This window comes from Blautia argi (genome assembly GCF_003287895.1).
Taxonomy (GTDB): Bacteria; Bacillota; Clostridia; order Lachnospirales; family Lachnospiraceae; genus Blautia; species Blautia argi.
Genome location: NZ_CP030280.1, coordinates 1,722,223 through 1,746,072 on the forward strand (window position 1 = coordinate 1,722,223; position 23,850 = coordinate 1,746,072).

The window sequence follows — 23,850 nt, forward strand, 5'->3', positions numbered from 1 at the left end:
TATACATTTTTCAAGGATTCTCTCAGGAGAATCCTTGCATTTTTTATAGATGTTTAGTAAAATCTATGATAGGTATGACAGGAGGCAAGACATGGAAAACATAATTAAAGTGGCTGTAGATGCCATGGGAGGCGATTATGCCCCTACAGAGGCTGTAAAGGGCGCAGTAGCTGCGCTGCAGGAAAAAGAAAATGTGCAGATTTTTCTGGTTGGAAAACAGGAAATACTGGAAAAAGAACTGGAAGCCTGTACCTATCCAAAAGAAAGACTGGAAATTGTACCTGCCAGTGAGGTGATTGAAACAGGGGAACCGCCGGTTGCAGCTATTCGCGGCAAAAAGGATTCTTCTCTTGTAAAGGGAATGAAAATGGTGCGAAAGGGTGAGGCAGATGCATTTGTTTCTGCCGGAAGTTCCGGTGCAATTTTAGTGGGAGGAACTACCATTGTAGGCAGAATCAAGGGTGTGGAAAGAGCGCCTTTGGCACCTTTAATCCCTACAAAAGACGGCGTATCCCTTCTGATTGACTGCGGGGCTAATGTAGATGCCCGTTCCTCTCATCTGGTGCAGTTTGCACGCATGGGCTCTATCTATATGGAACATGTTATGGGAATTAAAAATCCCAGAGTAGGAATTGTCAATATCGGTGTGGAGGAAGAAAAGGGAAATGCCCTTGTAAAAGAAACTTATCCCCTTTTAAAGGAATGTAAGGACATCAATTTTATCGGCAGCATTGAGGCCAGAGAAATTCCTGCAGGAGCAGCAGATGTCATTGTCACAGAGGCTTTTGTGGGAAATGTAATTTTAAAACTCTATGAGGGACTTGGAGCAACGCTGATTTCCAAAATCAAGGGCGGTATGATGACCTCGTTTCGCAGTAAAATGGGAGCGCTTTTAGTAAAGCCGGCTCTTAAGAAGACCCTGAAAAGCTTTGATGCCAGTGAGTATGGCGGAGCGCCATTACTGGGCTTAAAGGGTCTGGTAGTAAAATGCCATGGCAATTCCAAAGAAAAGGAATTTAAAAATGCCATTATTCAGTGTATTTCTTTTAAAGAACAGCACATCAGTGAACGCATCGGAGAAAATCTGATGGTTACACAAGAGAAAAAAGAGGAAATTTAGGAGGATATATCATGGAATTGGAAAAGTTACAGAAGATAATAGCAGAGGTTTTAAATGTGGATACAGAGGAGGTTACACCGGATACAACCTTTGTAGACGATTTGGGCGCAGATTCTCTGGATATTTTCCAAATTGTGATGGGGATTGAAGAAGAGTTTGACATTGAGATTCCTACTGAGGAAGTAGAACAGATTGTATCCGTAGGCGATGCAGTAGAACAGATCAAACGTCTGATTGGCTAAGGAAAAGATGCCTTCCCGAAAGCCGGCAGGTACCGGTAAACGGGGAGGCTTTTTAAAATTTTTCTGCAAGAAAAAGGAGAGATTATGAAGGAAACAAAAAAACTTTTGGAGCTGGAAAAAAAGATTGGTTATAAATTTGAAAACTTTGACCTTCTGGTGAATGCCCTTACTCACAGTTCCTATGCAAACGAACATCATATTGCTTACAGGGGAAACAATGAAAGACTGGAGTTTCTGGGAGATGCTGTGCTTGAGGTAACCTCCAGTGAGTTTTTATTTCGTACATATCCGGAACTTCCGGAAGGAGAGCTGACAAAAAAAAGAGCCAGTCTGGTGTGCGAGCCAACTCTTGCCCTCTGTGCCAGAGAGATTCCTCTGGGAGATTATCTGCTTCTTGGAAAAGGGGAAGAGGCAACCGGAGGCAGAAGCAGGGATTCTGTTGTATCAGACGCTATGGAAGCTCTGATTGGAGCCATTTATCTGGACGGCGGTTTTGCTAATGCAAAAGAGTTTATTCATAAGTATATTTTAAACGACATTGAGAATAAGCAGCTCTTTTATGATAGCAAGACTACTCTTCAGGAAATTGTACAGGGACGTTATGAGGAAGATGTCCACTATGTTCTGATAAAGGAAGAGGGACCGGATCACAACAAATCCTTTTATGTAGAGGCGCTTCTTGGTGAGCGTGTTTTAGGACAGGGTTGTGGACACACCAAAAAGGCAGCAGAGCAGCAGGCAGCTTATTGTGCAATTAAGAAGCTGAAAAACGAAAAGGGTGACATATGTATTTAAAGAGTATTGAGGTACAAGGCTTTAAATCCTTTGCCAATAAAATTACATTTGAATTTCATAATGGAATTACCGGCATTGTGGGGCCAAACGGCAGTGGAAAGAGTAATGTAGGTGATGCGGTACGCTGGGTTTTGGGAGAGCAGAGCGCCAAGCAGCTTCGAGGCGGCAATATGCAGGACGTTATTTTTTCCGGTACAGAAACCAGAAAGCCCCTGGGCTTTGCCTATGTGGCAATTACCCTGGACAACAGTGGTCACAAGCTGCCCATTGATTATCAAGAGGTCACCATTGCCAGAAGACTGTACCGTTCCGGTGAGAGTGAATATCTCTTAAATGGTACGTCCTGCAGGTTAAAGGACGTCAATGAGCTTTTTTATGATACCGGTATCGGAAAAGAGGGCTACTCTATTATCGGACAGGGACAGATTGATAAAATTTTAAGCGGAAAACCGGAGGAGAGAAGAGAGCTTTTTGATGAGGCAGCGGGAATTGTAAAGTTTAAACGACGAAAAAATACAGCCATAAAAAAGCTGGAGGAAGAGCAGCAGAATCTCACCCGTGTCAACGATATCCTGTCAGAGCTGACCAGACAGCTGGAGCCTTTGGAAAAGCAGTCCGAAACAGCCAGGGTGTATTTAAAGAAAAAGGAAGAACTAAAGCGACTGGATACCCAGATGTTTCTGGTCGAAATGAACCGGATTCGGAGAGAGTTAAAAGACGTTGAGGAAAAATCCCGGATTGCTCAGTCAGACTTGGAGGAAACCTGCAAGAGTTTGGATATTACAAAAACAGAGTATGAAAAACTGGAGGAAAAGCTAGAAAAGCTGGAACAGGAAATTCAGCATGCCAGAGAGGTAGCCACGAAAAGGACTCTGGAAAAGCAAAATCTGGAAAATCGAATTCACCTTTTAAAGGAGCAGATACACTCTGTTGCACAAAAAGAGGCTCAGTACAGGGAGCATACAGAAACGCTGGATGCAGACTGTGAAAAAAAGGTACTGGAAGAGAAGAACTATCTTTCCGAAAAGACAGAGCTGGAAAAAAAGCTACAGGAATTCGAAGGCACTCGCGTAAAAGCTCAGACAGAGTTTAAAGAGGCTGTCATGGAAATCCATAAGCTGGAAGAGGCTGTTGAACAAGGAAAGAATGAGATCATTGAGCTTTTGAACCTGCGGGCCTCCACAAAGGGAAAACTGCAAAGATATGACACCATGATGGAGCAGATTTCTATCAGAAAAGTGGAATTAAATCAGAGGCATTTAAGCCTGAAAAGTCAATCTGTGCAGTTAGAGGCAGCGGGAGAACAGTATCGTTCCGAAAAGGAAGATATTGAAGTAAAGATTGAAAAGCTGGTACGGGAAGGAAACCGCTGCGAGGATAAAATCAAGAAGTATCAGGCAGAAATCGTACGAAGCAGCCAGCAGTTAGAGGCAGCCCAGACGGCTTATCACAGAGAATTTTCCAGACTGGAATCTCTGCGTAACATTACGGAACGTTACGACGGATATGGAAACAGTATCCGCAGAGTTATGGAACAGAAAAATCAGGTGCCGGGAATCCGGGGCGTGGTGGCAGACCTTCTGAAGGTAGACAAAAGCTACGAAACCGCCATTGAAACCGCTCTTGGGGGCAGTATTCAGAATATTGTCACAGACAATGAAAATACAGCCAAGGATATGATCGCGTTTCTGAAACAAAATAAGTATGGTCGTGCTACGTTTTTGCCCCTGACCAGTATGAAGAACAAAAAGGTTTTTAACAATGCAGCTGCTTTAAAGGAACCGGGAGTTATCGGAGTTGCCAGTGAGCTGGTGACGGTTGCAGCAGAGTATGAAGGGCTTGCCAATTATCTGCTGGGCAGAACGCTGGTTGTGGATCATATTGACCATGGAATCGCCATTGCCAGAAAATATCAGTATACCATTCGTATGGTAACCATTGAGGGGGAATCCTTAAATCCAGGCGGTTCCCTTACCGGTGGTGCGTTTAAAAATAACAGCAATCTTTTGGGAAGACGGCGGGAAATCGACGAACTGCATGGACATGTGGAAAATCTGAAAAAGGATTTGGAAACCATGCAGAATACTCTGGAGGATTACAGAAATAAGAGAAATCATTTCCGAGATGAGGCGGCCAGGATACAGGAGCAGCTTCAGGAACAATATATCCGGGAAAATACGATACAAATGAATATCAATTCCATGAGTAGCAAGTGGGAAGAGTTGAAAAAAGGCTATGAGCTGCTGAAGGAAGAAATGGCAAAGCTGGAAAAGCAGACAGAAGAAATCCGGGAAAACAGCAGTTCTATCCAACTGGAGCTGGAAACCAGTGCAGCCCAGGAGCATGAGCTGGAAACACAGATTCAGACAAATCAGGAACTTTTGGAAGCAAAGAAAAAGGAGGAAGGAAATCTTTCCAAAAAACTGGAGCAGTACCAGTTGGAAACAGCAGGACTTACCTCCCGCCAGGGCTTTCTTCAGGAAAACCTCAGCCGTGTCCGGGAAGAGATAAAAAATTTGAAAGCTCAGAAGAGTGCGTTGCTGTCCAATATAACAGAAGACAGAGAAGAGGTTCTGAAAAAGGAAGAGGAAATCCAGTCTGTTAAAAAGGCCGTGGAGGACGCCCGGGAAGAGGCGCTTAAAGACGAAGAAAAAATGAATCAGGCTCTTGCGGAAAAAGAAAAGATGAATCAGGAACACAAGGCTTTCTTTTCCAGACGAGATGAGCTTTCTGCCAGAATGAACCTGCTGGATAAGGAGAGTTACCGCCTTACCAATCAGAAGGAAAAGCTGGAGGAGCGTCAGGAAGCCCAGGTAAATTATATGTGGGAAGAATATGAAATGACCTATAGCCAGGCTTTGATTCAGATGCCGGAGGAGTTGATGGAGCGTTCCGAAATCCAAAAAGGCATTTCTGACATGCGTATGGAAATCCGCAGACTGGGAAATGTCAACGTCAATGCCATTGAGGAATATAAGGAGCTTTCAGAACGCCATACCTTTATGAAAACCCAGCACGATGATCTGGTAACTGCAGAAGAAACTTTAAGGGGCATTATAGAAGAGCTGGACACAGGAATGAGAAAGCAGTTTGAGGAAAAGTTCCAGCAGATAAGACAGGAATTTGACAAGGCATTTAAGGAGCTTTTCGGGGGCGGAAAGGGTACTTTAGAGCTTGATGAAGAGCAGGATATTCTGGAAGCAGGTATCCGCATCATTTCTCAGCCTCCGGGAAAGAAACTCCAGAACATGATGCAGCTTTCCGGTGGGGAGAAGGCGCTGACAGCCATTGCCCTGTTGTTTGCTATTCAGAATCTGAAGCCCTCGCCTTTCTGTCTTCTGGACGAAATCGAAGCAGCTCTTGACGATTCCAATGTTACCCGGTATGCACAATATCTTCATAAGTTGACAAAAAATACACAGTTTATTATTATAACACATAGAAGAGGTACCATGACAGCAGCAGACAGGCTGTATGGAATTACCATGCAGGAAAAAGGCGTATCTACCCTGGTATCGGTAAACCTGATAGAAAATGACTTGGATAAATAGGAGGAACATATGGCAGAAGGAAAAGAGAAAAAAGGTTTTTTTAAACGACTTGTAGAAGGACTTTCCAAAACCAGAGAAAACATTGTTTCTGGAATAGACTCTATTTTCAGCGGCTATTCCAGCATTGACGATGATTTTTATGAGGAAATTGAAGAAATTTTGGTGATGGGAGATATCGGAATTAATACCACCACAGCCATTATCGAACGATTAAAAGAGCAGGTGGCAGAAAAGAGAATCAAAGACCCTCAGGAATGCAAACAGCTTTTAATGGACAGTATCAAAGAACAGATGGCAGTAGGCGAAACTGCCTATGAATTTGAGCATAGAAAATCTGTGATTTTGGTAATAGGGGTCAATGGCGTTGGAAAAACCACTTCAGTAGGAAAGCTGGCAGGCAAGCTAAAAGACCAGGGAAAAAAGGTCATTATGGCGGCTGCGGATACTTTCCGTGCAGCTGCAGGAGAACAGCTTACCCAGTGGGCAAACCGTGCCGGAGTAGAGTTAATCGGCGGACAGGACGGAGCCGACCCGGCGTCTGTGGTCTACGATGCCATTGCAGCGGCAAAGGCCAGAAATGCAGATGTACTTATCTGTGATACAGCTGGAAGACTTCATAACAAAAAGAACTTAATGGAGGAGCTGCGGAAAATCTACCGGATTATTGAAAAAGAATATCCTGAAGCTTATCTGGAAACCCTGGTGGTTCTGGACGGAACCACAGGACAGAATGCGCTGGCACAGGCAAGACAGTTTAACGATGTGGCAAACGTAACCGGTATTATTCTTACAAAGCTGGACGGAACTGCCAAGGGCGGTATTGCAGTAGCCATTGAATCAGAGCTGGATATTCCGGTGAAATACATTGGAGTAGGAGAAACCATTGACGATTTACAGAAATTTGATTCCAACGAATTTGTCAATGCACTCTTTAACATGGATTCTCATACACAGGAAGAAGAATAGATACAGGAAGAGGGGTAAGAAATGCTTACATTAGGAAAATTTGAAGAAGCATCGGAAATTGTCAAAAAGGTTACGCAGGAAACAAAACTGGTATACAGCGAATATTTCAGTAGCCGCACAGGAAATAAGGTATATTTAAAGCCGGAAAACATGCAGGTGACAGGCGCTTATAAAATTCGAGGCGCTTATTATAAAATCAGCACTCTGACACAGGAGGAGCGGGAAAAAGGTCTGATTACCGCCTCTGCGGGAAATCATGCTCAGGGTGTGGCCTATGCAGCAAAAGCTTTTGGGGTAAAAGCAGTGATTGTCATGCCTACTACTACCCCTTTGATTAAAGTGGAAAGAACCAAAAGCTATGGCGCACAGGTAATTCTTCACGGCGATGTATATGATGAGGCCTGCGCCCATGCCTACAAGCTGGCAGAGGAGTATGGGTATACCTTTATTCACCCCTTTGATGATCCGGCAGTTGCCACCGGACAGGGAACCATTGCCATGGAGATTTTAAAAGAACTGCCGCTGGTAGACTATATTCTGGTACCCATTGGCGGCGGCGGACTGGCAACTGGGGTTTCCACTTTAGTGAAGCTGTTAAATCCCAATATCAAAGTCATTGGTGTGGAGCCTGCGGGAGCCAACTGTATGCAGGCCTCCCTTTTAAATGGAGAGGTTATGACGCTTCCCTATGTCAATACCATTGCAGACGGTACGGCAGTGAAACGCCCTGGAGATCATATTTTCTCTTACATTCAGAAAAATGTAGATGAAATCATTACCGTGGAGGACGATGAGCTGGTAGTGGCATTCCTGGATATGGTAGAAAATCACAAAATGATTGTGGAAAATTCAGGGCTATTAACCGTTGCAGCCTTAAAGCATCTGAAATTCCGGAATAAAAAGGTGGTTTCGATTCTAAGCGGCGGAAATATGGACGTAATTACCATGGCTTCTGTGTGGTACAGCACGGACTGATTGCCAGAGATCGTATTTTTACAGTATCCGTACTTCTTCCGGATAAGCCGGGAGAACTGGTGCGTGTAGCAAGTGTGATTGCCAGGGAGCAGGGAAATGTTATTAAGCTGGATCACAACCAGTTTGTAAGTACAAACCGTACAGCAGCCGTGGAATTAAAGATTACACTGGAGGCTTTTGGCACAGAGCATAAACAGCAGATTATGGAAGCATTGAAAAAAGAAGGCTACCAGCCAAAACTAGAGGTGGCAAATTTATAAGAAAATTCATAAAAACCGTGAAGGACTGAGGCTGTTTCATGAAGCAGCCCCATCCTCCACGGTTTTTGTGGGTTATACAAAAAAGAAGGTTTATTTTACAGTAACCAGTTCATATTCCCTGTTTCCAATCCCGATTTTTACTGCATGTTCAATAGCAGACTCCCAGTTGGTATCCGGGAAAATGCTGTGGAAGTGGTCATGGCAGTGTTTTTCCTGGTCTTTTTCCAGAGCCTCGCTTAACTGGCTGTTGGAAAGTACAGGTTGGGCATTTACTGCGTCTGCACAAGCAACGTCTAATGCTACCGGGTCAAAGGAAGCAAACATTCCTACGTTTGGTACAATGGCAGCATCATTTTCACCATGGCAGTCGCAGTAAGGAGATACGTCAATGACCAGGCTGATGTGGAAGTTCGGACGACCTTCAATGACTGCTTTGGTGTATTCTGCCATTTTACAGTTTAAGATATCATTGGATTCGTCAGAGGCAGCAGCAACGGCATCTCTTGGACAGACACCGATACATCTGCCGCAGCCCACACATTTGTCATGGTCAATATAGGCTTTTTTGTCCTTGAACTGAGGAGCATCGTGGGCACAGATTTTCTCACACATATGACAGCCAATGCAAAGGTCTGTCAGTACATGGGGCTTTCCGGCAGAATGCATTTCCATTTTTCCTGCGCGGGAACCGCAGCCCATACCAATGTTTTTAATAGCGCCTCCAAAGCCAGCTGCTTCGTGTCCTTTAAAATGGGAAAGAGAAATAAAAACATCTGCGTCCATAACAGCCTGTCCGATTTTCGCTTCCTTGACATAAGTACCGCCCTCTACCGGAACCAGAGCCTCATCAGTACCCTTTAATCCATCGGCAATGAGAATCTGACAGCCCGTTGTCATGGGGTTAAAACCATTTAAATTCGCACTGTCCAGATGATCCAGTGCATTTTTTCTGCCTCCTACATAAAGAGTATTGCAGTCTGTCAGAAATGGTTTTCCGCCCAGTTCCTTTACTACATCTGCTACGGCTTTGGCATAATTCGGTCTTAAAAATGCCAGGTTTCCCGGCTCTCCGAAATGCATTTTAATGGCAACGTATTTATCCTGAAGATCAATTGTTCCGATGCCTGCTGTCTTTATCAGACGCTGGAGTTTACTCAGCAGATTGTCGCCGTTTTTGGCTCTCATATCTGTAAAATATACTTTTGATGCACTCATTTTTTTATCCTCCTGTGTTTCATATTTACTTTCAATCGTATTCATGCTATATTTTATCATTGAGAGAAAGAAGAAACAAGAGGCAATCGAACAGGTATGGAAAGAGAACTTTATTTACAATGTTATACAGGAGCAGACTGCCAGAAGCTTTTAGGTGCAATGCTGGCGCTGGGAACAGACAGAGAGGGTCTGGAGAAACGTTTATCTGCTCTGGTGCAGTGTCCGGTTCAGATTCTGGCACAAAAGGAGGAAAATCGGATACCGGAGGTACTTGTGCAGACAGTAAGGGCAGAGAATCCTGTTTTTGAGCAGGCAGAAATCTGGAAGCATATTACTCAGAGTACAGCCACAGAAAAAACAAAGACCAGACTTTTTGAACTCTTTTCATACAGCAGAAGAGTTCTGAAAAAAGAGGCAGAATTTATAAAAGGTGCAGCTGTTTTGCTGGCGCTGGAAGAGCTGGGATTTGAGAATTTTATTGTGTCCTCAGTGACGGAAACAGTGGGAAGCAGTGAGAAAGGCCCCCTGCCAGGCAGCTATTTGCTGGAACTTATAGAAAACTATCAGATTCCCATGCACTTTGTTTCCGGAAAAGCGGAAAAAAGCAGCCCCCTTGGCATGCTTGTACTTGCGCTCTGCAAAAAGGAAGGAGATTTTCCGCCATCTGCCTGTATAGAAAAAGCAGGAGTCGGAAGCACATTGGGAAAAACTGCTGCTGCCGAAAAGGAAGGGCTTCGGGCAATGATTCTTCACAGTCCAGGCGGAAAAAAAGAACTTTTGAAACCAGAAAGCACCTTAAACCCCGGAGAAAGGCAGGATACAGTAAGCGTACTGGAAACCAATGTAGATGACTGCAGTGGCGAACAACTGGGATATGCCATAGAATGTCTGATGCGGGCAGGCGCTTTAGATGCCTCGTGTTTTCCGATTTCTATGAAAAAACACCGTCCTGCTTATATGCTGCAGGTTATCTGCAAAGAAGACAGGCAAGAAACTCTGGAGGATATTATCTTTCGGGAAACCACCAGCATCGGGCTTCGCAGATATAAAGAAAACAGAAGAATTCTTCCCAGAACCATTGAAGAGGTTGCCTTAAAAGACGGTCATAAGGTGCGGATTAAGGTCTGTCTGCACCATGGGCAGAGATTTTGTTACCCGGAATACGAAACAGTAAGACAGATATGTGAAGAAACGGGAAGAGCCTTTCGGGATGTGTATGACGAGGCGTCTGCCGTGGCAGGAGGATATTATGAAGACATATGAGGAAAAAAAGAAGGCACTTTCTGAACTTATGGACAGCTATACAAAACAGGATCTCTGCATTGCCTTTTCCGGTGGTGTGGACAGCAGTGTTTTACTGCAGCTTGCAAGAACTTGTGTCAGAGAAAGCAACCGAAACTCCAGGATTCATGCCGTAACCTTCCATACCATTTTACACCCGTCCTGTGATCTGGAGATTGCGAAGCAGGTGGCAGAGGAAGCAGAAGCAATCCATAAAGTGCTTTTTGTCAATGAACTGGAGCAGGAAGAGATACGGTTCAATCCCAAAAACAGATGTTATCTCTGCAAAAAGGCGCTTTTCAGAAAGTTGAAAGACTATGCCCAGGAGCATGGGATAACCTGTATTCTGGAAGGAACCAATGACGATGACTTGCACGTCTACCGTCCGGGACTGCAGGCAGTTAAGGAAATGGGAGTATTCAGTCCCCTTGCCACAGCCGGTCTGACAAAGGGAGAGGTACGTCGTCTGGCAGAGGAACTGGGGGTATCTGTGGCAAAAAGGCCCTCTACGCCCTGTTTGGCTACCAGACTTCCCTATGGAGCGGAAATCCGTTCTGAAATTCTGGAAAAAATCGCCAGGGGCGAAGAATATTTAAAACAGCAGGATTTTTCCTGTGGTTCGTCTACGGCTTCATGGAGAAATCGTCAGAATTGAAATTCCGGTAGAAGACTTTGAAAAGTTCTTAAACAGAAAAACAGATGTGACAGCCTATCTTAAGGCTTTGGGGTTTCGCTATATTACGCTGGATATGGAAGGCTTTCGCAGCGGAAGTATGGACGAATAGAATAGGAGCATGGGAATATTGCCGAAAAAGCATCAAGATACCGTCACCCGTCTGTGCTATTGTACTAATTTTGTAAATTTTTCAAAAAATAGTTGCAAAACAAAAAATTTGTGGTATGATAATAAAGTAATCAGTTGCGAGGCAGCCGGTTAAGCGGGAGTGCTGGAATTGGCAGACAGGCAAGACTAAGGATCTTGTGGGTGTATGCTCGTGTGGGTTCAAGTCCCATCTCCCGCAGTTTTTTGGAAAGTATGTAAAGGAAAGGTTGAAAATCCTGATTAAGAAAGGGTTTCAGCCTTTTTTTCTGCTTTCTGCCAAACGGGAATTTTATATTCCCCATATCAGGAAAACACAAAAGGAGGAAAACTATGCTGACCATAGGCTGTCATTTATCATCATCAAAGGGGTACGCTGCCATGGCAAAAGAAGCAGAGAAAATCAATGCCAATACCTTTCAGTTCTTTACCAGAAATCCCAGAGGAGCGAAGGCAAAGGAAATCAATCCAGAAGATGTACAGGCATTTCATGAAAAAGCAAAGGAGATTTGTATCCAAAGGATTCTGGCACATGCACCTTATACCCTAAATGCCTGTTCTGCAGATGAGAGAGTCCGGGAATTTGCCGTAAATACCATGAGGGACGATTTAAAACGTATGGAATACACTCCGGGAAACTGCTATAATTTCCACCCGGGAAGCCATGTAAAACAGGGGGCAGAAGTAGGAATCTCCTATATTGCCCAGATGTTAAATCAGTTGCTTACAAAAGAGCAGACCACCACTGTGCTTCTGGAAACCATGGCGGGAAAAGGCAGTGAAGTGGGACGAAACTTTGAAGAATTGCGGGAAATTTTAGACAGGGTAGAACTTCAGGAAAAAATGGGCGTGTGTCTGGATTCTTGTCATGTATATGATGCTGGCTATGACATAGTAAAAGATTTGGACGGTGTTCTTAATGCATTTGACCGCATCATTGGGCTACATCGTTTAAAGGCTGTTCATTTAAATGACAGCATGTTTGGGCTGAATAGTCACAAGGATCGCCATGCCAGAATCGGAGAAGGGAAAATCGGACTGGAGGCCATTATCCGACTCATCAATCACCCGGCGCTTCGGCATCTGCCTTTTTATCTGGAAACTCCCAATGATTTGGAAGGATATTCCAGAGAAATTGCACTTTTAAGAGAGGCTTATAAAGAATCCTAGGATTTTTTGAAAAGAAAAGAAGGAAACAGAGGATTTATCGGAAATAATATATATGAAAGATTCTTTTGAAGAAAGACAGGTGACTGCCTATGAATATCCGTGAACAAATGGAACAAAGAGAATTGCAGCTGTTAAATCCTCATGCGTCCTTCAGTGTTCGCTCCAAAGGAAGGGAACAAGAGGAAGCAGAGTGCGATATCCGAACTGTGTACCAGAGAGATCGGGATCGGATTGTTCACTGCAAATCCTTTCGCAGGTTAAAAGATAAGACCCAGGTATTTTTATCCCCTCAAGGTGATCATTACCGGAATCGTCTGACTCATACTCTGGAAGTTTCTCAAACTGCCAGAACTGTTGCAAAGGCTTTGCTTCTAAATGAAGATTTAGTAGAAGCCATTGCCCTTGGTCATGATTTGGGTCATACGCCTTTTGGCCATGCAGGGGAACGGGCATTAAACCGCGTGTGTCCTCTGGGATTTGCTCATTACAGGCAGAGCGTTCGGGTTGTGGAACGGTTGGAAAAGGACGGAAGAGGACTGAATCTTACCTGGGAAGTCCGCGACGGCATGCTGAACCACAGAACCAGTGGTTCGCCCCATACTCTGGAGGGACAGGTGGTTCGCTACTGTGATAAGATTTCTTACATCCATCACGATATGGATGATGCCCAGCGAGCCGGGATTATTACAGAGGACGACATTCCTATTACCCTCAGAATGCTTCTTGGGGCGACTACCAGGGAGAGGCTAAATACATTTGTCCATGACCTTGTGAAAAACAGCCGTGGAAGGGACAGGATATCCATGTCCCCTGAAATTGAGGAAGGTCTTCGGGATCTCCGGGCTTTGATGTTTCAGGACGTTTATCTGAATCCTGCTGCAAAAGGAGAGGAAGAAAAGGCAGAACATGTAGTAGAAGAATTGTATCTGTATTACAGCAAATATCCGGACAAAATGTCGACGGAATATCAGAGGCTTCTCAGAGAAGGAGAGCCAAAGGAGCGTGTAGTATGTGATTATATATCAGGAATGACAGACCAGTATTCACTGGAAAAATTTCGGGATATTTTTATCCCAAAGGGCTGGAGTGTTCCTGGAAAAGGGCAGTAGAAATGAGGGAAAACCATGTATTATTCCGATGAAATTATAGAGGAAGTCCGTATAAAAAACGATATTGTGGATGTGATTTCCGATTATGTGAAGCTACAGAAAAAAGGCAGCTCCTATTTTGGATTGTGCCCCTTCCACAACGAAAAATCTCCCTCCTTTTCCGTCAGCCCGGACAAGCAGATGTATTATTGCTTTGGCTGTGGGGCAGGAGGAAATGTTTTCACCTTTATTATGGAATATGAAAACTATAATTTTGTAGAGGCATTAAAATATCTGGCACAAAGAGCCGGAATTTCCCTTCCGGAGGGGGAAGCTTCTAAAGAGGCAAGAGCTTTTGCTGATTTTAAATCCCACCTATTAGAAGTACAGAAAAGGGCAGCCTCTTTTTACTATTATCAGCTTTGGCAGGATGACGGAAAGCAGGGCCTTTCCTATTTGCGGAACCGTAAGCTTTCCGATGAAACTATTAAAAAATTCGGACTGGGTTATTCTCCAAAGTATTCCGGAAATCTTTATAAATTTTTAAAGAGCAAAGGGTATTCGGACGAGATTTTAAAGGAATCCGGGCTGTTTCATGTTGATGAGCGAAGAGGCATGCAGGATAAATTCTGGAACCGTGTAATGTTTCCCATTATGGACGTAAACAACCGGGTTATCGGGTTTGGCGGACGTGTTATGGGAGATGCAAAACCAAAATATTTGAATTCTCCAGAAACGAAGATTTTTGACAAAAGCCGGAACCTGTATGGGTTGAATCTTGCCAGAACAGCCAGAAAACCGTATCTTATTGTGTGCGAGGGCTATATGGACGTAATCGCCATGCATCAGGCAGGCTTTCAAAATGCCGTAGCGTCCCTTGGAACAGCACTGACCTCCGGACATGCCAGCCTAATGAGCCGATATGCAAAGGAGGCGCTGCTGACCTATGACAGTGACGAAGCGGGACAAAAGGCGGCGCTTCGCGGAATCCCGATTTTAAAGGCAGCGGGAATCCGCCCCAGGGTGGTGAATCTGGCACCTTATAAGGATCCGGACGAATTCATTAAGGCAGAAGGAAAAGAGGCATTTGAAAAGCGTCTTATGGAGGCGGAAAATGCTTTTCTGTTTGAAGTACGGATTCTGGGAAAAGAGTATGACTTATCTGACCCGGAAGGCAAAACCGCTTTTTTCAGAGAGGTTTCCAGAAAGCTTCTGGAATTTCCGGAAGAGCTGGAACGAAATAACTATATGGAAAGCCTTTGTGAAATTTACCGGATAAAATTTGAAGATTTAAGAAAAATGGTAAATCATATGGCTCTTTCCGGTGTTTCTCAGATATCCGCAGGTCAGAGAATCCGGGAAACAAAAGAAAAAAAGGAAAATAGGGAGAACGGAGGAAAAAAAGCCCAGAAACTTATGCTGACCTGGCTGACTTCTTATCCTTCGATGTTTGATACCATTGAGGGCTATATTACCCCTGAGGATTTTGTGACGCCTCTTTACCACAGGGCAGCAGAACTGGTTTTTGAACAGCATCAGGCGGGAGAGGTAAACCCTGCCAAACTGTTAAATCAGTTCTCCGACCCAGAAGAGCAAAAGGAAGTAACGGCTCTCTTCCATGCAACACTTCATCTGGAAGGAGAAGAGGAAGCAAAAAAAGCAGTGCTGGAAACCGTGTGCCGGTTAAAAAAAGACAGCATTGCCTGGAAAAATGAAAATCTGGCACCTACAGACCTTTTAGGTCTTCAAAATATTGTAGAAGCAAGAAAAAGGCTGGAGGATTTGGAACGGGGCAGAGTCAGTCTGCATATTTCCTTTCATTGAGGAAATCATATAGAAGATTGAAAACATGTGAAACAAACTTATACAGCGAAGAATTGAGAGGATTGGATATTTATGGAAATGAACATGGCGAAATTCAGTGAGAAACTGGGAGAACTCATGGAGTTGGCGAAAAAGAAGAAAAACGTGCTGGAGTATCAGGAAATCAATGATTTCTTCAAGGATTTTCCTCTGGACCCGGAGCATTTGGACAAGGTTTTTGATTTCCTTGAGGCAAATGGAATTGATGTACTGCGTATTCAGGACAATGATATGGACGACCTGATTATCAGCGATGATGATGACTTAAACCTCAGTGAAGAGGACGAAGTGGATATGGAAAACATTGATCTCTCTGTTCCTGAAGGCGTCAGCATTGAAGACCCGGTGCGTATGTATTTAAAAGAAATCGGAAAGGTTCCCCTTTTAAGTGCAGAAGAAGAGATTACACTTGCAAAGAGAATGGAAAACGGAGATGAAAGTGCTAAAAAACGTCTGGCGGAAGCCAATCTGCGTCTTGTAGTCAGCATCGCAAAACGCTATGTAGGACGCGGCATGCTGTTTCTGGATCTGATCCAGGAGGGAAATCTGGGTCTGATTAAAGCTGTAGAAAAATTTGATTATCGCAAAGGCTATAAGTTCTCCACTTATGCAACCTGGTGGATTCGTCAGGCCATTACCAGAGCCATTGCAGACCAGGCGAGAACCATTCGTATTCCGGTTCATATGGTAGAAACCATCAACAAGCTGATTCGCGTTTCCCGTCAGCTTTTACAGGAACTCGGAAGAGAGCCTCAGCCGGAGGAAATTGCAAAAGAGATGAATATGTCTGTAGACCGCGTAAGAGAGATTCTGAAAATTTCTCAGGAGCCGGTATCTCTGGAAACACCTATCGGTGAAGAAGAAGACAGTCATCTGGGGGATTTCATCCAGGATGACAATGTGCCTGTACCGGCTGATGCAGCAGCATTTACCCTTTTAAAGGAACAGCTTGTAGAGGTCCTGGGAACACTTACAGAAAGAGAGCAAAAGGTACTGCGTCTGCGTTTTGGCTTAGACGATGGAAGAGCCAGAACTCTGGAGGAAGTAGGAAAAGAATTTAATGTTACCAGAGAACGTATCCGCCAGATTGAGGCAAAGGCTTTAAGAAAGCTTCGTCACCCGAGCCGCAGCCGCAAGCTGAAGGACTATCTGGATTAGGGATTACAGGTATGAGAGAATTACAGATTTCCAGAAGACTCCTGGCAGTTGCCGGATTTGTGGGGAAGGGTTGCATAGTGGCTGATATTGGCTGCGACCATGGCTATATCCCCATTTATTTGCTGCAGAGGGGGCAGATACCAAAGGCGATTGCCATGGACGTAAATGAGGGTCCCCTTATGCGGGCAAAAGCACATATTCGGGAGTGGGGACTTGAGGATTACATAGAAACAAGACTTTCGGACGGTCTTGCAGCGCTGAAAAAGGGGGAAGCACAGAGCATTGTTATTGCTGGTATGGGCGGTCCCTTAATGGAGCGGCTGCTTTTGCAAGGACAGGAGGTACTTTCTGAGATTTCAGAGCTGATTTTACAGCCTCAGTCTGAAATTCCCCATTTCCGAAAATTTCTGGCACAGCAGGGATATCAGATTGTGGCAGAGGATATGATTGAGGAAGAGGGGAAATATTATCCCATGATGAAGGCTGTCCACGGAATTATGTCTTATGAACGAGAAGTGGAATATACCTACGGCAGAGAACTTTTAAGAAACAAAAATCCCATTTTAAAAAAATATCTCGAAAAGCAGCAGGAAAAGGCAGAGGCTCTTTTTATAAGGCTTAAGAAGGCAGATACAGAGTCAGCCAGAACCCGGACAAAAGAACTTTTGCAGGAAATCGAAGAAAGAAAAGAGGCATTGTCTTACTATGAAGGCGATAGAAATCATTAAATCGATAGAAAAAAAGTATCCGGTTTCCTTTGCAGAATCCTGGGATAATTCAGGATTTCTGGTGGGAGATGCAGACTGGGAGGTCAAAAAGATCTTCCTTGCTTTAGATGTAACGGACGAAACTCTGGAGATGGCAGTTAAAGCAGGGGCGGATATGATGATTACCCACCACCCGTTGATTTTTTCGGGAATGAAGCAGGTAACGGCAGGAAATTTTATCGGCAGAAGGCTTATAAAACTCATTGAAAACCATATCTGTTATTATGCCATGCATACAAATTTTGATGTGCTGGGCATGGCAGATTTAAGTGCAGATTTGCTGAATCTGAAAGACAGACAGGTGCTGGAGGTAACCTGGCAGGAGGAAGGACGCAGTGAGGGCATCGGAAGAGTGGGAAAACTTCCAAGAGAGATGACCTTAGAGGAATGTGGAAAATTTGTGAAAAAACAGTATAGGCTTCCTTTTGTAAAGCTGTACGGAGAGCCTGAAAAAAAGGTGAACAGCGCAGCTGTCTGTACGGGTTCCGGGAAGAGTCTGATGAAAGAAGTCCTTGCCAAAAAGGCAGAAGTATATATTACTTCAGATATGGACTATCATTCTGCCATTGATGCAGGAGCACAGGGCGTGGCAGTCATAGATGCCGGACATTACGGTACGGAATATATTTTTATGGAGTATATGAAGCAGGAACTGAAAGAGCTGCTGCCAGAGCTTCCCGTAGAAACTATGGCAGTCAATCACCCTTGCAAAGTTCTTTAAACTGCAATTTTGAAAGGGGAAGAGGATTTCATAAAGAAAAAAAAGGATTGCTTTTAGCCTTGATTTTGCTGCTTCTTATTACCGGCACCATGCCTTTTTTGCAAAAGCCGGTGGCAGTGGAAGTTCAGGAGCACGCTGCTGCAGAAAGCTGCAAATCAAAAAGCTTTAAAGACTTTTTTGATTGCGCTTTTCTGCAGCAGCTTTTTCTTTAGCCAAAAAGAGGACTGGCGTGAAACTGACTGATTTATTAGATAAAAGAAGTATTTCTTTAGAGAGTTGTCCAGACTCTAAACAAGAAACTCTTGAGAAGGCAATTGCCCTCATGATAAAAAGCGGGAATATCTGTGAGGCTGAGTCCTATCACAGGCAGGTCTATTTAAGAGAAACAAAGAAAGGAAGAAAGCATATGAGAATTCTGATAGCAGAAGATGACAGGGATTTGAATGCCATTCTGGTTTCCAGGCTGAAGAAAGAGCATTATAGCGTAGACTCCTGTTTTCAGGGAGATGAAGTGTTGGACTATCTGGCAGGGGCAGAATATGATGTTCTGCTTTTAGATATTATGATGCCTGTTCTGGACGGGCTTGGTGTACTTTCCAAAATCAGAAAAAAAGGAAATTCCATACCTGTGCTACTTTTGACCGCAAGGGACAGTATAGAAGACCGGGTGCGGGGACTGGACGCAGGTGCAAACGATTACCTGGTAAAGCCCTTTGCGTTGGAAGAGCTGCTGGCGCGTATTCGGGTGCTGCTGCGCGCAGGAGCAAAGGAACAGAAAACCGTATATCAGGTGGCAGATTTAAAGGTACATTTGGATACCCACGCTGTATTTCGAGGGAACAGGGAAATCAACCTGTCCGGCAAGGAATTTTCTCTGCTACGCTATTTGATTCAGAATCAGGGAGTTGTTCTATCAAGAGAAAAATTGGAGCAGCATATCTGGAATTATGATTATACCGGAGGGTCCAACGTGATTGATGTATATATTCGTTATCTCCGGAAAAAGATTGATGAAGGTTTTGAACCAAAACTGATTCATACCGTTCGCGGAGCAGGCTATGTATTAAAAGAAAAGGAGGGGACATGAAAGGCTGGTCTTTAAAAATAAAGGTTACGCTGGTATACACCCTTTTTATGACGCTTTTAACCTGTGTTTCCCTGGGGCTTCTGTTTTCTCTCAGCAGTCAGGAGATTCTGGAGTCTGTGCAGAAAGAACTGGAAGACCGGGTGTATGACAGCACAGAAGAAATCAGCGTGAAGAAGGAAAAGCTGGTACCAGACCGGGATTTTTATAACCTGGAAGATGGTGTTTATCTGTCCTTGTACGACATGGATGGAAATTTTCTTTTTGGAAGAATCCCCTATGGATTTCAGGAAAAAGCAGAATTTTCAGAAGGTCAGATACAGACTGTGGGAAAAGAAGAAAATAAATGGTATGTCTTTGATGTGAAATACCACCCCGGCGCCTTTCAGGATGTGTATATCCGTGGGATTTGTTCTGTCAGCCATGCCGAAAGCGGAATAAAGACAGTTCGCCGTGTAGCTGTCATTCTGCTTCCTCTGCTGGTGCTTTTTATGGGAGGCGCAGGATATTTCTTTATTGGACGAACCCTTTGGCCGGTAAAACAGATTACAGAAACTGTCCGCAGCATTCAAAAAGACAGAGATTTGTCCAAAAGAGTCGGACTTTCCCACGGAAAAGATGAAATCTGCGAAATGGCAAATACCTTTGATGACATGCTGACACAGATTGAAGACACGGTACAAAGGGAAAAACAGTTTACTTCTGATGTATCCCATGAACTTCGTATGCCGGCAGCAGTTATTCTGGCTCAGTGCGAGGAATTGCTGGAAGAAGAAAATCTTACAGATAATCAGCGGATACAGCTTTGCCGTATACAGAAAAAGGCAGCGGAAATGTCGAATATGATTTCCAGTCTTCTGTTTTTATCAAGAGCTGACCAGGGACGGCAGATGCTGACAAAGGAACTGGTAAACATCAGTGAACTGACGGAGATGTCTGCCCTTGAAATGGGACTGTTAGCAGAAAAGGAGCAGATTCATCTTCAGACAGATATACAGGAAAATCTTTACGCAAAGGTAGATGAAAGTCTTTATATCCGTATGCTGATAAATCTGCTCTCCAATGCCATCGCCTATCACAGAGAACATGGATATATAAAGGTAAGCCTTTTTCGGATAGAAAACAGAATTGTGGGAAAAATAGAAGATAACGGGCAGGGGATTTCCCAGGAAGATTTACCCCATATTTGGGAACGGTTTTACCGGGCTGACAGAGCCCGCACCCAGGGAAACCACTCCGGGCTTGGTCTTCCCATGGTCAAATGGATTGCAGAGGCTCATGGAGGAAAAATCCAGGTGGAAAGTTGTTTGGGAAGGGGAACCTGTTTCACCTTCTGGCTTCCGACAGAAGAAAATGGAGAAAAAAAGTAAAATGATATATTTTTTTAATCTTCCTTTAATCTTTCTGCGATATACTGGGTACATCAAAGATAGAGAGGAGATTCGATTATGAAAAAATATATAATTTTTACAGGTATTTTTGTTATGGGAGGTTTACTTGCAGGCTGTGGTGCTACACAGGGAAAGGATATTGGAAAGGATTCTGCAAAAAATATTGCTTTTGAGGAAGCAGGGGTTACCGAGGATCAGGTTTCCAGATTAAGAGTCAGCAAAGACCGCGATGACGGAAGAGTTGTATATGAAATTGATTTTGATGCAGGAGAAACAGAGTACAACTATGATATTGCCGCAAAAAACGGAGAAATTTTAAGTGCAGAAACAGAGAAAAGAGATTCTTTTGCAAATGTACAGCCAAACGCGGAACCTGCACCGCAGACACAGAAAGAATCCGGAAGTCAGGAACAGCAAAATACAGCAGACAGCCAGACAGATACAGCATTGTCCCAGGCAACGGAAAATACACAGCCTCAGACTCCTGTACAGGGAAATTCTCAGAATATCCAGACAGCCATCAGCCAGGAGGAAGCACAGAAGGCAGCCCTGGCAAGAGTTCCCGGAGCAGAGTTAAAGGATTTGTATATGGAACTGGAAATTGATGACGGACAGTATATTTATGAGGGAGATATTGTGTATCAGCAGACAGAATATGAATTTGAGATTGATGCCAATACAGGCGACTTCCTGAAATGGAGTGAAGAAACCTACTAAAAGTTGCAGAAAAAACAAACAAAATCAAAAGGTTTACCAATATCAGGTTTACATTCGATTGTAAACCTGATATTTATTTATAGTTGACAATTTAGCCTGCTATGTGATAAAGTGTGTATGGAACAAAACAGGTCGAAATAAGGAAACGACAAGAAAGGATAGGAATACAATATGACAACAGCAGTACAAGAACACAGCAAAACTTATGATTTGGTATATGTGAGTATTTTCGCAGTATTAATTGCCGTCTGCTCCTGGATTTCCATTCCGGCAGCGGTTCCCTTTACCCTGCAGACCATGGGAGTCTTTACCGCAGTAGGGATTCTGGGAGGAAGACGGGGAACCATGGCTGTTTTGGTTTACATATTTCTGGGACTTCTGGGAATTCCTGTATTTGCAGGCTTCACAGGCGGAATCGGAGTTCTCGCCGGAACAACAGGCGGATATATTGTAGGCTTTCTTGCCTCCGCACTTTTGATGTGGGGAATGGAAAAGCTGCTTGGAAGAAGCAGAAAAATTCTTTTTTTCTCCATGATTTTAGGACTCCTTGCCTGCTATACAGTTGGTACCCTCTGGTTTCTGGCTGTATATACCGCACAGACCGGTCCTGTGGGAATCGGTGCTGTATTGGGCTGGTGTGTCATTCCCTTTGTGATTCCGGACGTCCTCAAAATCATTCTGTCCATGGTTTTAACAAAACGGTTAGCAGGAGTTATAAAAAAATGAAAAACCAAAAAGACATTTTAAAACTGCGGGCACATCATGGTATGTGCCTTGCTTTTTTTGAGGGAAAAGGCTACAGCGATACTTTTACTTTACATATGGGAAGCATTCTGGAAAAAATGAGGGGAAATCCAGTCTTGCAAATTGTGACAAATGGGGATATGATATGTAAAAAATGCCCTAATTCAAAAGAAAATACATGTATCACCCAGGAAAAGGTGAAAATCTATGACCAGAAGGTATTGGCTGCCTGCGAGCTTTCTAAGGGAGTAACGCTTTCCTGGGAAGAATTTTCTTTTTTGGTAGAGGAGCGTATTTTGAAAAAAGGAAAACGCAGAGAAATCTGTTCCAACTGCCAGTGGCATGAAATCTGCCAGAGAAAGGAACTGGAACGATATGGAAACAGCCAAAAACGCAATGCAGCCGGAGATTAGGGCTGCAATCAGAGAGGATTTCGCAGATATTGCCCGTCTTATGCAGCAGGTACACGACCTGCACAGCCACGGAAGACCGGATATTTATAAAGAGGCGACCGATTTTTACACACTCCAACAATTTACAGAAGATATGGAGGATCCGGAACTTTTATTTCTGGTGGCAGTTTGGGAAGGCAAGCCTGTGGGCATGTGCCAGGTAAAATATCACACCTTAAAAGACAGCGGCATTACCAAAGAAAGAACGCGAGCCTATGTAGAAGCTTTATGCGTACAGGAGAACTGCCAGAATCACGGTATCGGAAAACAGCTTCTCCAAAAAGCCGAAGAAGAAGGAAAACGGCGAAAGAGTTCTTCCCTGGAACTGACTGCATGGGAGTTTAATGAGGAGGTATTGGAGTTTTATAAGAATTATGGTATGAAAATCCAAAGAGTTGTTTTGGAAAAGGAAATTTAGATTGGAAAAATTTAAAAAATGTGGTACACTATAGCTAATTACAGAGGAGGTTTAAGAACATGAGAGCAGAATTTGATGAAACATTAGTAACAGGAAATGAAATGATAGATTCCCAGCATAAGGAACTGATTGACAGAATTAATCAGCTTCTGGAAAGCTGTGAAGACGGACAGGGAAAAATCAAAGCTGTAAAAATGCTGGATTACCTGTTGGATTATACAGAATTCCACTTTAGCGCAGAGGAAAAGCTGCAGGAAGAAATCGAATATCCTGGAATCAAAGAACATAAGGAAAAACATGCAGAATTTAAACAGGCTGTAAAAGAATTGCAGGAAATGCTGGAAGAGGAAGAAGGTCCCACAGAAGCGTTCGTAGCACAGGTTCAGAAAAATGTTGTGGACTGGCTCTTTGATCACATCAAAGGCTTTGACCGTTCCGTAGCAGAATATAAATTCATGGCATCTAATGCAGAAAGATTATAAGGGTAAAACCATGTTATTATTTGTAGAATATCCGAAATGCACCACTTGTCAGAAAGCAAAAAAGTGGCTGACAGAGAAGAACCTGGAGTTTGCAGTGCGTCACATTGTAGAAGACAGACCTGCAAAGGAAGAATTAAAGGAATGGTATGAAAAAAGCGGGCTTCCTTTAAAAAGATTTTTCAACACCAGTGGAAACAAATACAAAGAGCTTCATTTAAAAGATAAGCTTCCTTCCATGACAGAGGAGGAACAGTTGGAACTGCTTGCCACAGACGGTATGCTGGTGAAACGTCCTGTTTTAGTAAGCGATGATTTTGTACTTACCGGGTTTAGGGAACAGGAATGGACAGAAAAACTACATTTATAAACACAATTTTCATAGTACAGTCAGGGGAGTCCGTAGGCGGGCTGAGAGGAAGTTCTCAAACTTCGACCCTTTAAACCTGTATGGGTAATGCCAACGTAGGGAGAAAGAAATGAGCTGTTGCAGGAAACGGCAATCAGGAATGTTGAAGCATTGCTGATATGTCTGACTGGGGCAGCTCTTTTTGTGTCTGAAATAGAAGTTTA

The 23,850-nt window shown here is 43.7% G+C and carries 21 protein-coding genes, 1 tRNA gene, 2 pseudogenes and 1 riboswitch; of the genes and pseudogenes, 23 read left to right on the plus strand and 1 reads right to left on the minus strand.

Features of this window, described 5'->3' with window-relative positions:
* Window positions 1-91 precede the first annotated feature (91 nt).
* From plsX to ilvA, 6 genes and pseudogenes are all read left to right on the plus strand, one after another.
* Window positions 92-1,120, plus strand: a complete 1,029-nt coding sequence (plsX, locus tag DQQ01_RS08405; protein WP_111919653.1) for a phosphate acyltransferase PlsX — start codon at window positions 92-94, stop codon at window positions 1,118-1,120.
* An 11-nt stretch (window positions 1,121-1,131) separates the two neighbouring features.
* Window positions 1,132-1,362: an acyl carrier protein gene (acpP, locus tag DQQ01_RS08410; RefSeq protein ID WP_111919654.1), complete on the plus strand. Its 231-nt coding sequence runs from the start codon at window positions 1,132-1,134 to the stop codon at window positions 1,360-1,362.
* 84 nt (window positions 1,363-1,446) lie between these two features.
* Window positions 1,447-2,157: a ribonuclease III gene (gene rnc / locus DQQ01_RS08415; RefSeq protein WP_111919655.1), complete on the plus strand. Its 711-nt coding sequence runs from the start codon at window positions 1,447-1,449 to the stop codon at window positions 2,155-2,157.
* Window positions 2,148-5,708, plus strand: coding sequence for a chromosome segregation protein SMC (gene smc, locus DQQ01_RS08420; protein ID WP_111919656.1), 3,561 nt, complete (start codon window positions 2,148-2,150; stop codon window positions 5,706-5,708). The genes rnc and smc overlap by 10 nt, the downstream gene beginning before the upstream one ends.
* A 9-nt stretch (window positions 5,709-5,717) precedes the next feature.
* A complete protein-coding gene (gene ftsY, locus DQQ01_RS08425) occupies window positions 5,718-6,674 on the plus strand; it encodes a signal recognition particle-docking protein FtsY (RefSeq protein ID WP_111919657.1) in 957 nt (318 codons plus the stop codon).
* Window positions 6,675-6,695: 21 nt separating this feature from the next.
* Window positions 6,696-7,909 (plus strand): annotated as a pseudogene (ilvA, locus tag DQQ01_RS08430) (threonine ammonia-lyase).
* A gap of 90 nt (window positions 7,910-7,999) precedes the next feature.
* On the opposite strand, the gene DQQ01_RS08435 reads toward ilvA, so the two are convergent.
* Window positions 8,000-9,124, minus strand: a complete 1,125-nt coding sequence (locus DQQ01_RS08435) for a DUF362 domain-containing protein (RefSeq protein ID WP_111919658.1) — start codon at window positions 9,122-9,124, stop codon at window positions 8,000-8,002.
* Window positions 9,125-9,220: 96 nt separating this feature from the next.
* Between DQQ01_RS08435 and larC2 the strand changes: the two genes are divergently transcribed.
* From larC2 to DQQ01_RS08525, 17 genes and pseudogenes are all read left to right on the plus strand, one after another.
* Complete coding sequence (larC2, locus tag DQQ01_RS08440; RefSeq protein WP_111919659.1) at window positions 9,221-10,387, plus strand: nickel pincer cofactor biosynthesis protein LarC2; 1,167 nt, start codon at window positions 9,221-9,223, stop codon at window positions 10,385-10,387.
* Window positions 10,374-11,190: pseudogene (gene larE, locus DQQ01_RS08445) on the plus strand (ATP-dependent sacrificial sulfur transferase LarE). Before larC2 ends, larE begins: the two are co-directional and overlap by 14 nt.
* Before the next feature lie 153 nt (window positions 11,191-11,343).
* Window positions 11,344-11,427, plus strand: a tRNA-Leu gene (locus DQQ01_RS08450).
* 131 nt (window positions 11,428-11,558) lie between these two features.
* Window positions 11,559-12,395 carry a deoxyribonuclease IV gene (locus DQQ01_RS08455; RefSeq protein ID WP_111919660.1) on the plus strand — a complete coding sequence of 279 codons (837 nt, stop codon included), beginning with the start codon at window positions 11,559-11,561 and terminating at the stop codon, window positions 12,393-12,395.
* Window positions 12,396-12,484: 89 nt separating this feature from the next.
* Complete coding sequence (locus DQQ01_RS08460; protein ID WP_111919661.1) at window positions 12,485-13,504, plus strand: deoxyguanosinetriphosphate triphosphohydrolase; 1,020 nt, start codon at window positions 12,485-12,487, stop codon at window positions 13,502-13,504.
* A 15-nt stretch (window positions 13,505-13,519) separates the two neighbouring features.
* Window positions 13,520-15,307 carry a DNA primase gene (gene dnaG, locus DQQ01_RS08465; RefSeq protein WP_111919662.1) on the plus strand — a complete coding sequence of 596 codons (1,788 nt, stop codon included), beginning with the start codon at window positions 13,520-13,522 and terminating at the stop codon, window positions 15,305-15,307.
* Window positions 15,308-15,379: 72 nt separating this feature from the next.
* Window positions 15,380-16,504 (plus strand): RNA polymerase sigma factor RpoD, encoded by a 1,125-nt coding sequence (rpoD, locus tag DQQ01_RS08470; protein WP_111919663.1) that lies wholly within the window; start codon window positions 15,380-15,382, stop codon window positions 16,502-16,504.
* Window positions 16,505-16,515: 11 nt separating this feature from the next.
* Window positions 16,516-17,232 carry a tRNA (adenine(22)-N(1))-methyltransferase gene (locus DQQ01_RS08475; RefSeq protein WP_111919664.1) on the plus strand — a complete coding sequence of 239 codons (717 nt, stop codon included), beginning with the start codon at window positions 16,516-16,518 and terminating at the stop codon, window positions 17,230-17,232.
* On the plus strand, window positions 17,210-17,992 hold the full coding sequence (locus DQQ01_RS08480; RefSeq protein ID WP_111919665.1) for a Nif3-like dinuclear metal center hexameric protein: 783 nt from the start codon (window positions 17,210-17,212) through the stop codon (window positions 17,990-17,992). The genes DQQ01_RS08475 and DQQ01_RS08480 overlap by 23 nt, the downstream gene beginning before the upstream one ends.
* A 406-nt stretch (window positions 17,993-18,398) precedes the next feature.
* On the plus strand, window positions 18,399-19,079 hold the full coding sequence (locus DQQ01_RS08490) for a response regulator transcription factor (RefSeq protein WP_111920871.1): 681 nt from the start codon (window positions 18,399-18,401) through the stop codon (window positions 19,077-19,079).
* Entirely contained in the window at window positions 19,076-20,446 is a 1,371-nt protein-coding gene (locus DQQ01_RS08495) for a HAMP domain-containing sensor histidine kinase (protein WP_111919667.1), read from the plus strand. The genes DQQ01_RS08490 and DQQ01_RS08495 overlap by 4 nt, the downstream gene beginning before the upstream one ends.
* 78 nt (window positions 20,447-20,524) lie before the next feature.
* Window positions 20,525-21,184: a PepSY domain-containing protein gene (locus tag DQQ01_RS08500; protein WP_111919668.1), complete on the plus strand. Its 660-nt coding sequence runs from the start codon at window positions 20,525-20,527 to the stop codon at window positions 21,182-21,184.
* Window positions 21,185-21,355: 171 nt separating this feature from the next.
* Window positions 21,356-21,910 (plus strand): biotin transporter BioY, encoded by a 555-nt coding sequence (locus tag DQQ01_RS08505; protein ID WP_111919669.1) that lies wholly within the window; start codon window positions 21,356-21,358, stop codon window positions 21,908-21,910.
* Window positions 21,907-22,341: a DUF1284 domain-containing protein gene (locus DQQ01_RS08510; RefSeq protein ID WP_111919670.1), complete on the plus strand. Its 435-nt coding sequence runs from the start codon at window positions 21,907-21,909 to the stop codon at window positions 22,339-22,341. Before DQQ01_RS08505 ends, DQQ01_RS08510 begins: the two co-directional genes overlap by 4 nt.
* Window positions 22,304-22,798: a GNAT family N-acetyltransferase gene (locus DQQ01_RS08515; protein ID WP_207657618.1), complete on the plus strand. Its 495-nt coding sequence runs from the start codon at window positions 22,304-22,306 to the stop codon at window positions 22,796-22,798. The genes DQQ01_RS08510 and DQQ01_RS08515 overlap by 38 nt, the downstream gene beginning before the upstream one ends.
* Window positions 22,799-22,857: 59 nt before the next feature.
* Window positions 22,858-23,280, plus strand: a complete 423-nt coding sequence (locus DQQ01_RS08520) for a bacteriohemerythrin (RefSeq protein ID WP_111919672.1) — start codon at window positions 22,858-22,860, stop codon at window positions 23,278-23,280.
* A 10-nt stretch (window positions 23,281-23,290) separates the two neighbouring features.
* On the plus strand, window positions 23,291-23,647 hold the full coding sequence (locus DQQ01_RS08525; protein WP_111920872.1) for an arsenate reductase family protein: 357 nt from the start codon (window positions 23,291-23,293) through the stop codon (window positions 23,645-23,647).
* Window positions 23,648-23,659: 12 nt separating this feature from the next.
* Window positions 23,660-23,766, plus strand: a riboswitch (TPP riboswitch).
* Window positions 23,767-23,850: the final 84 nt, after the last annotated feature.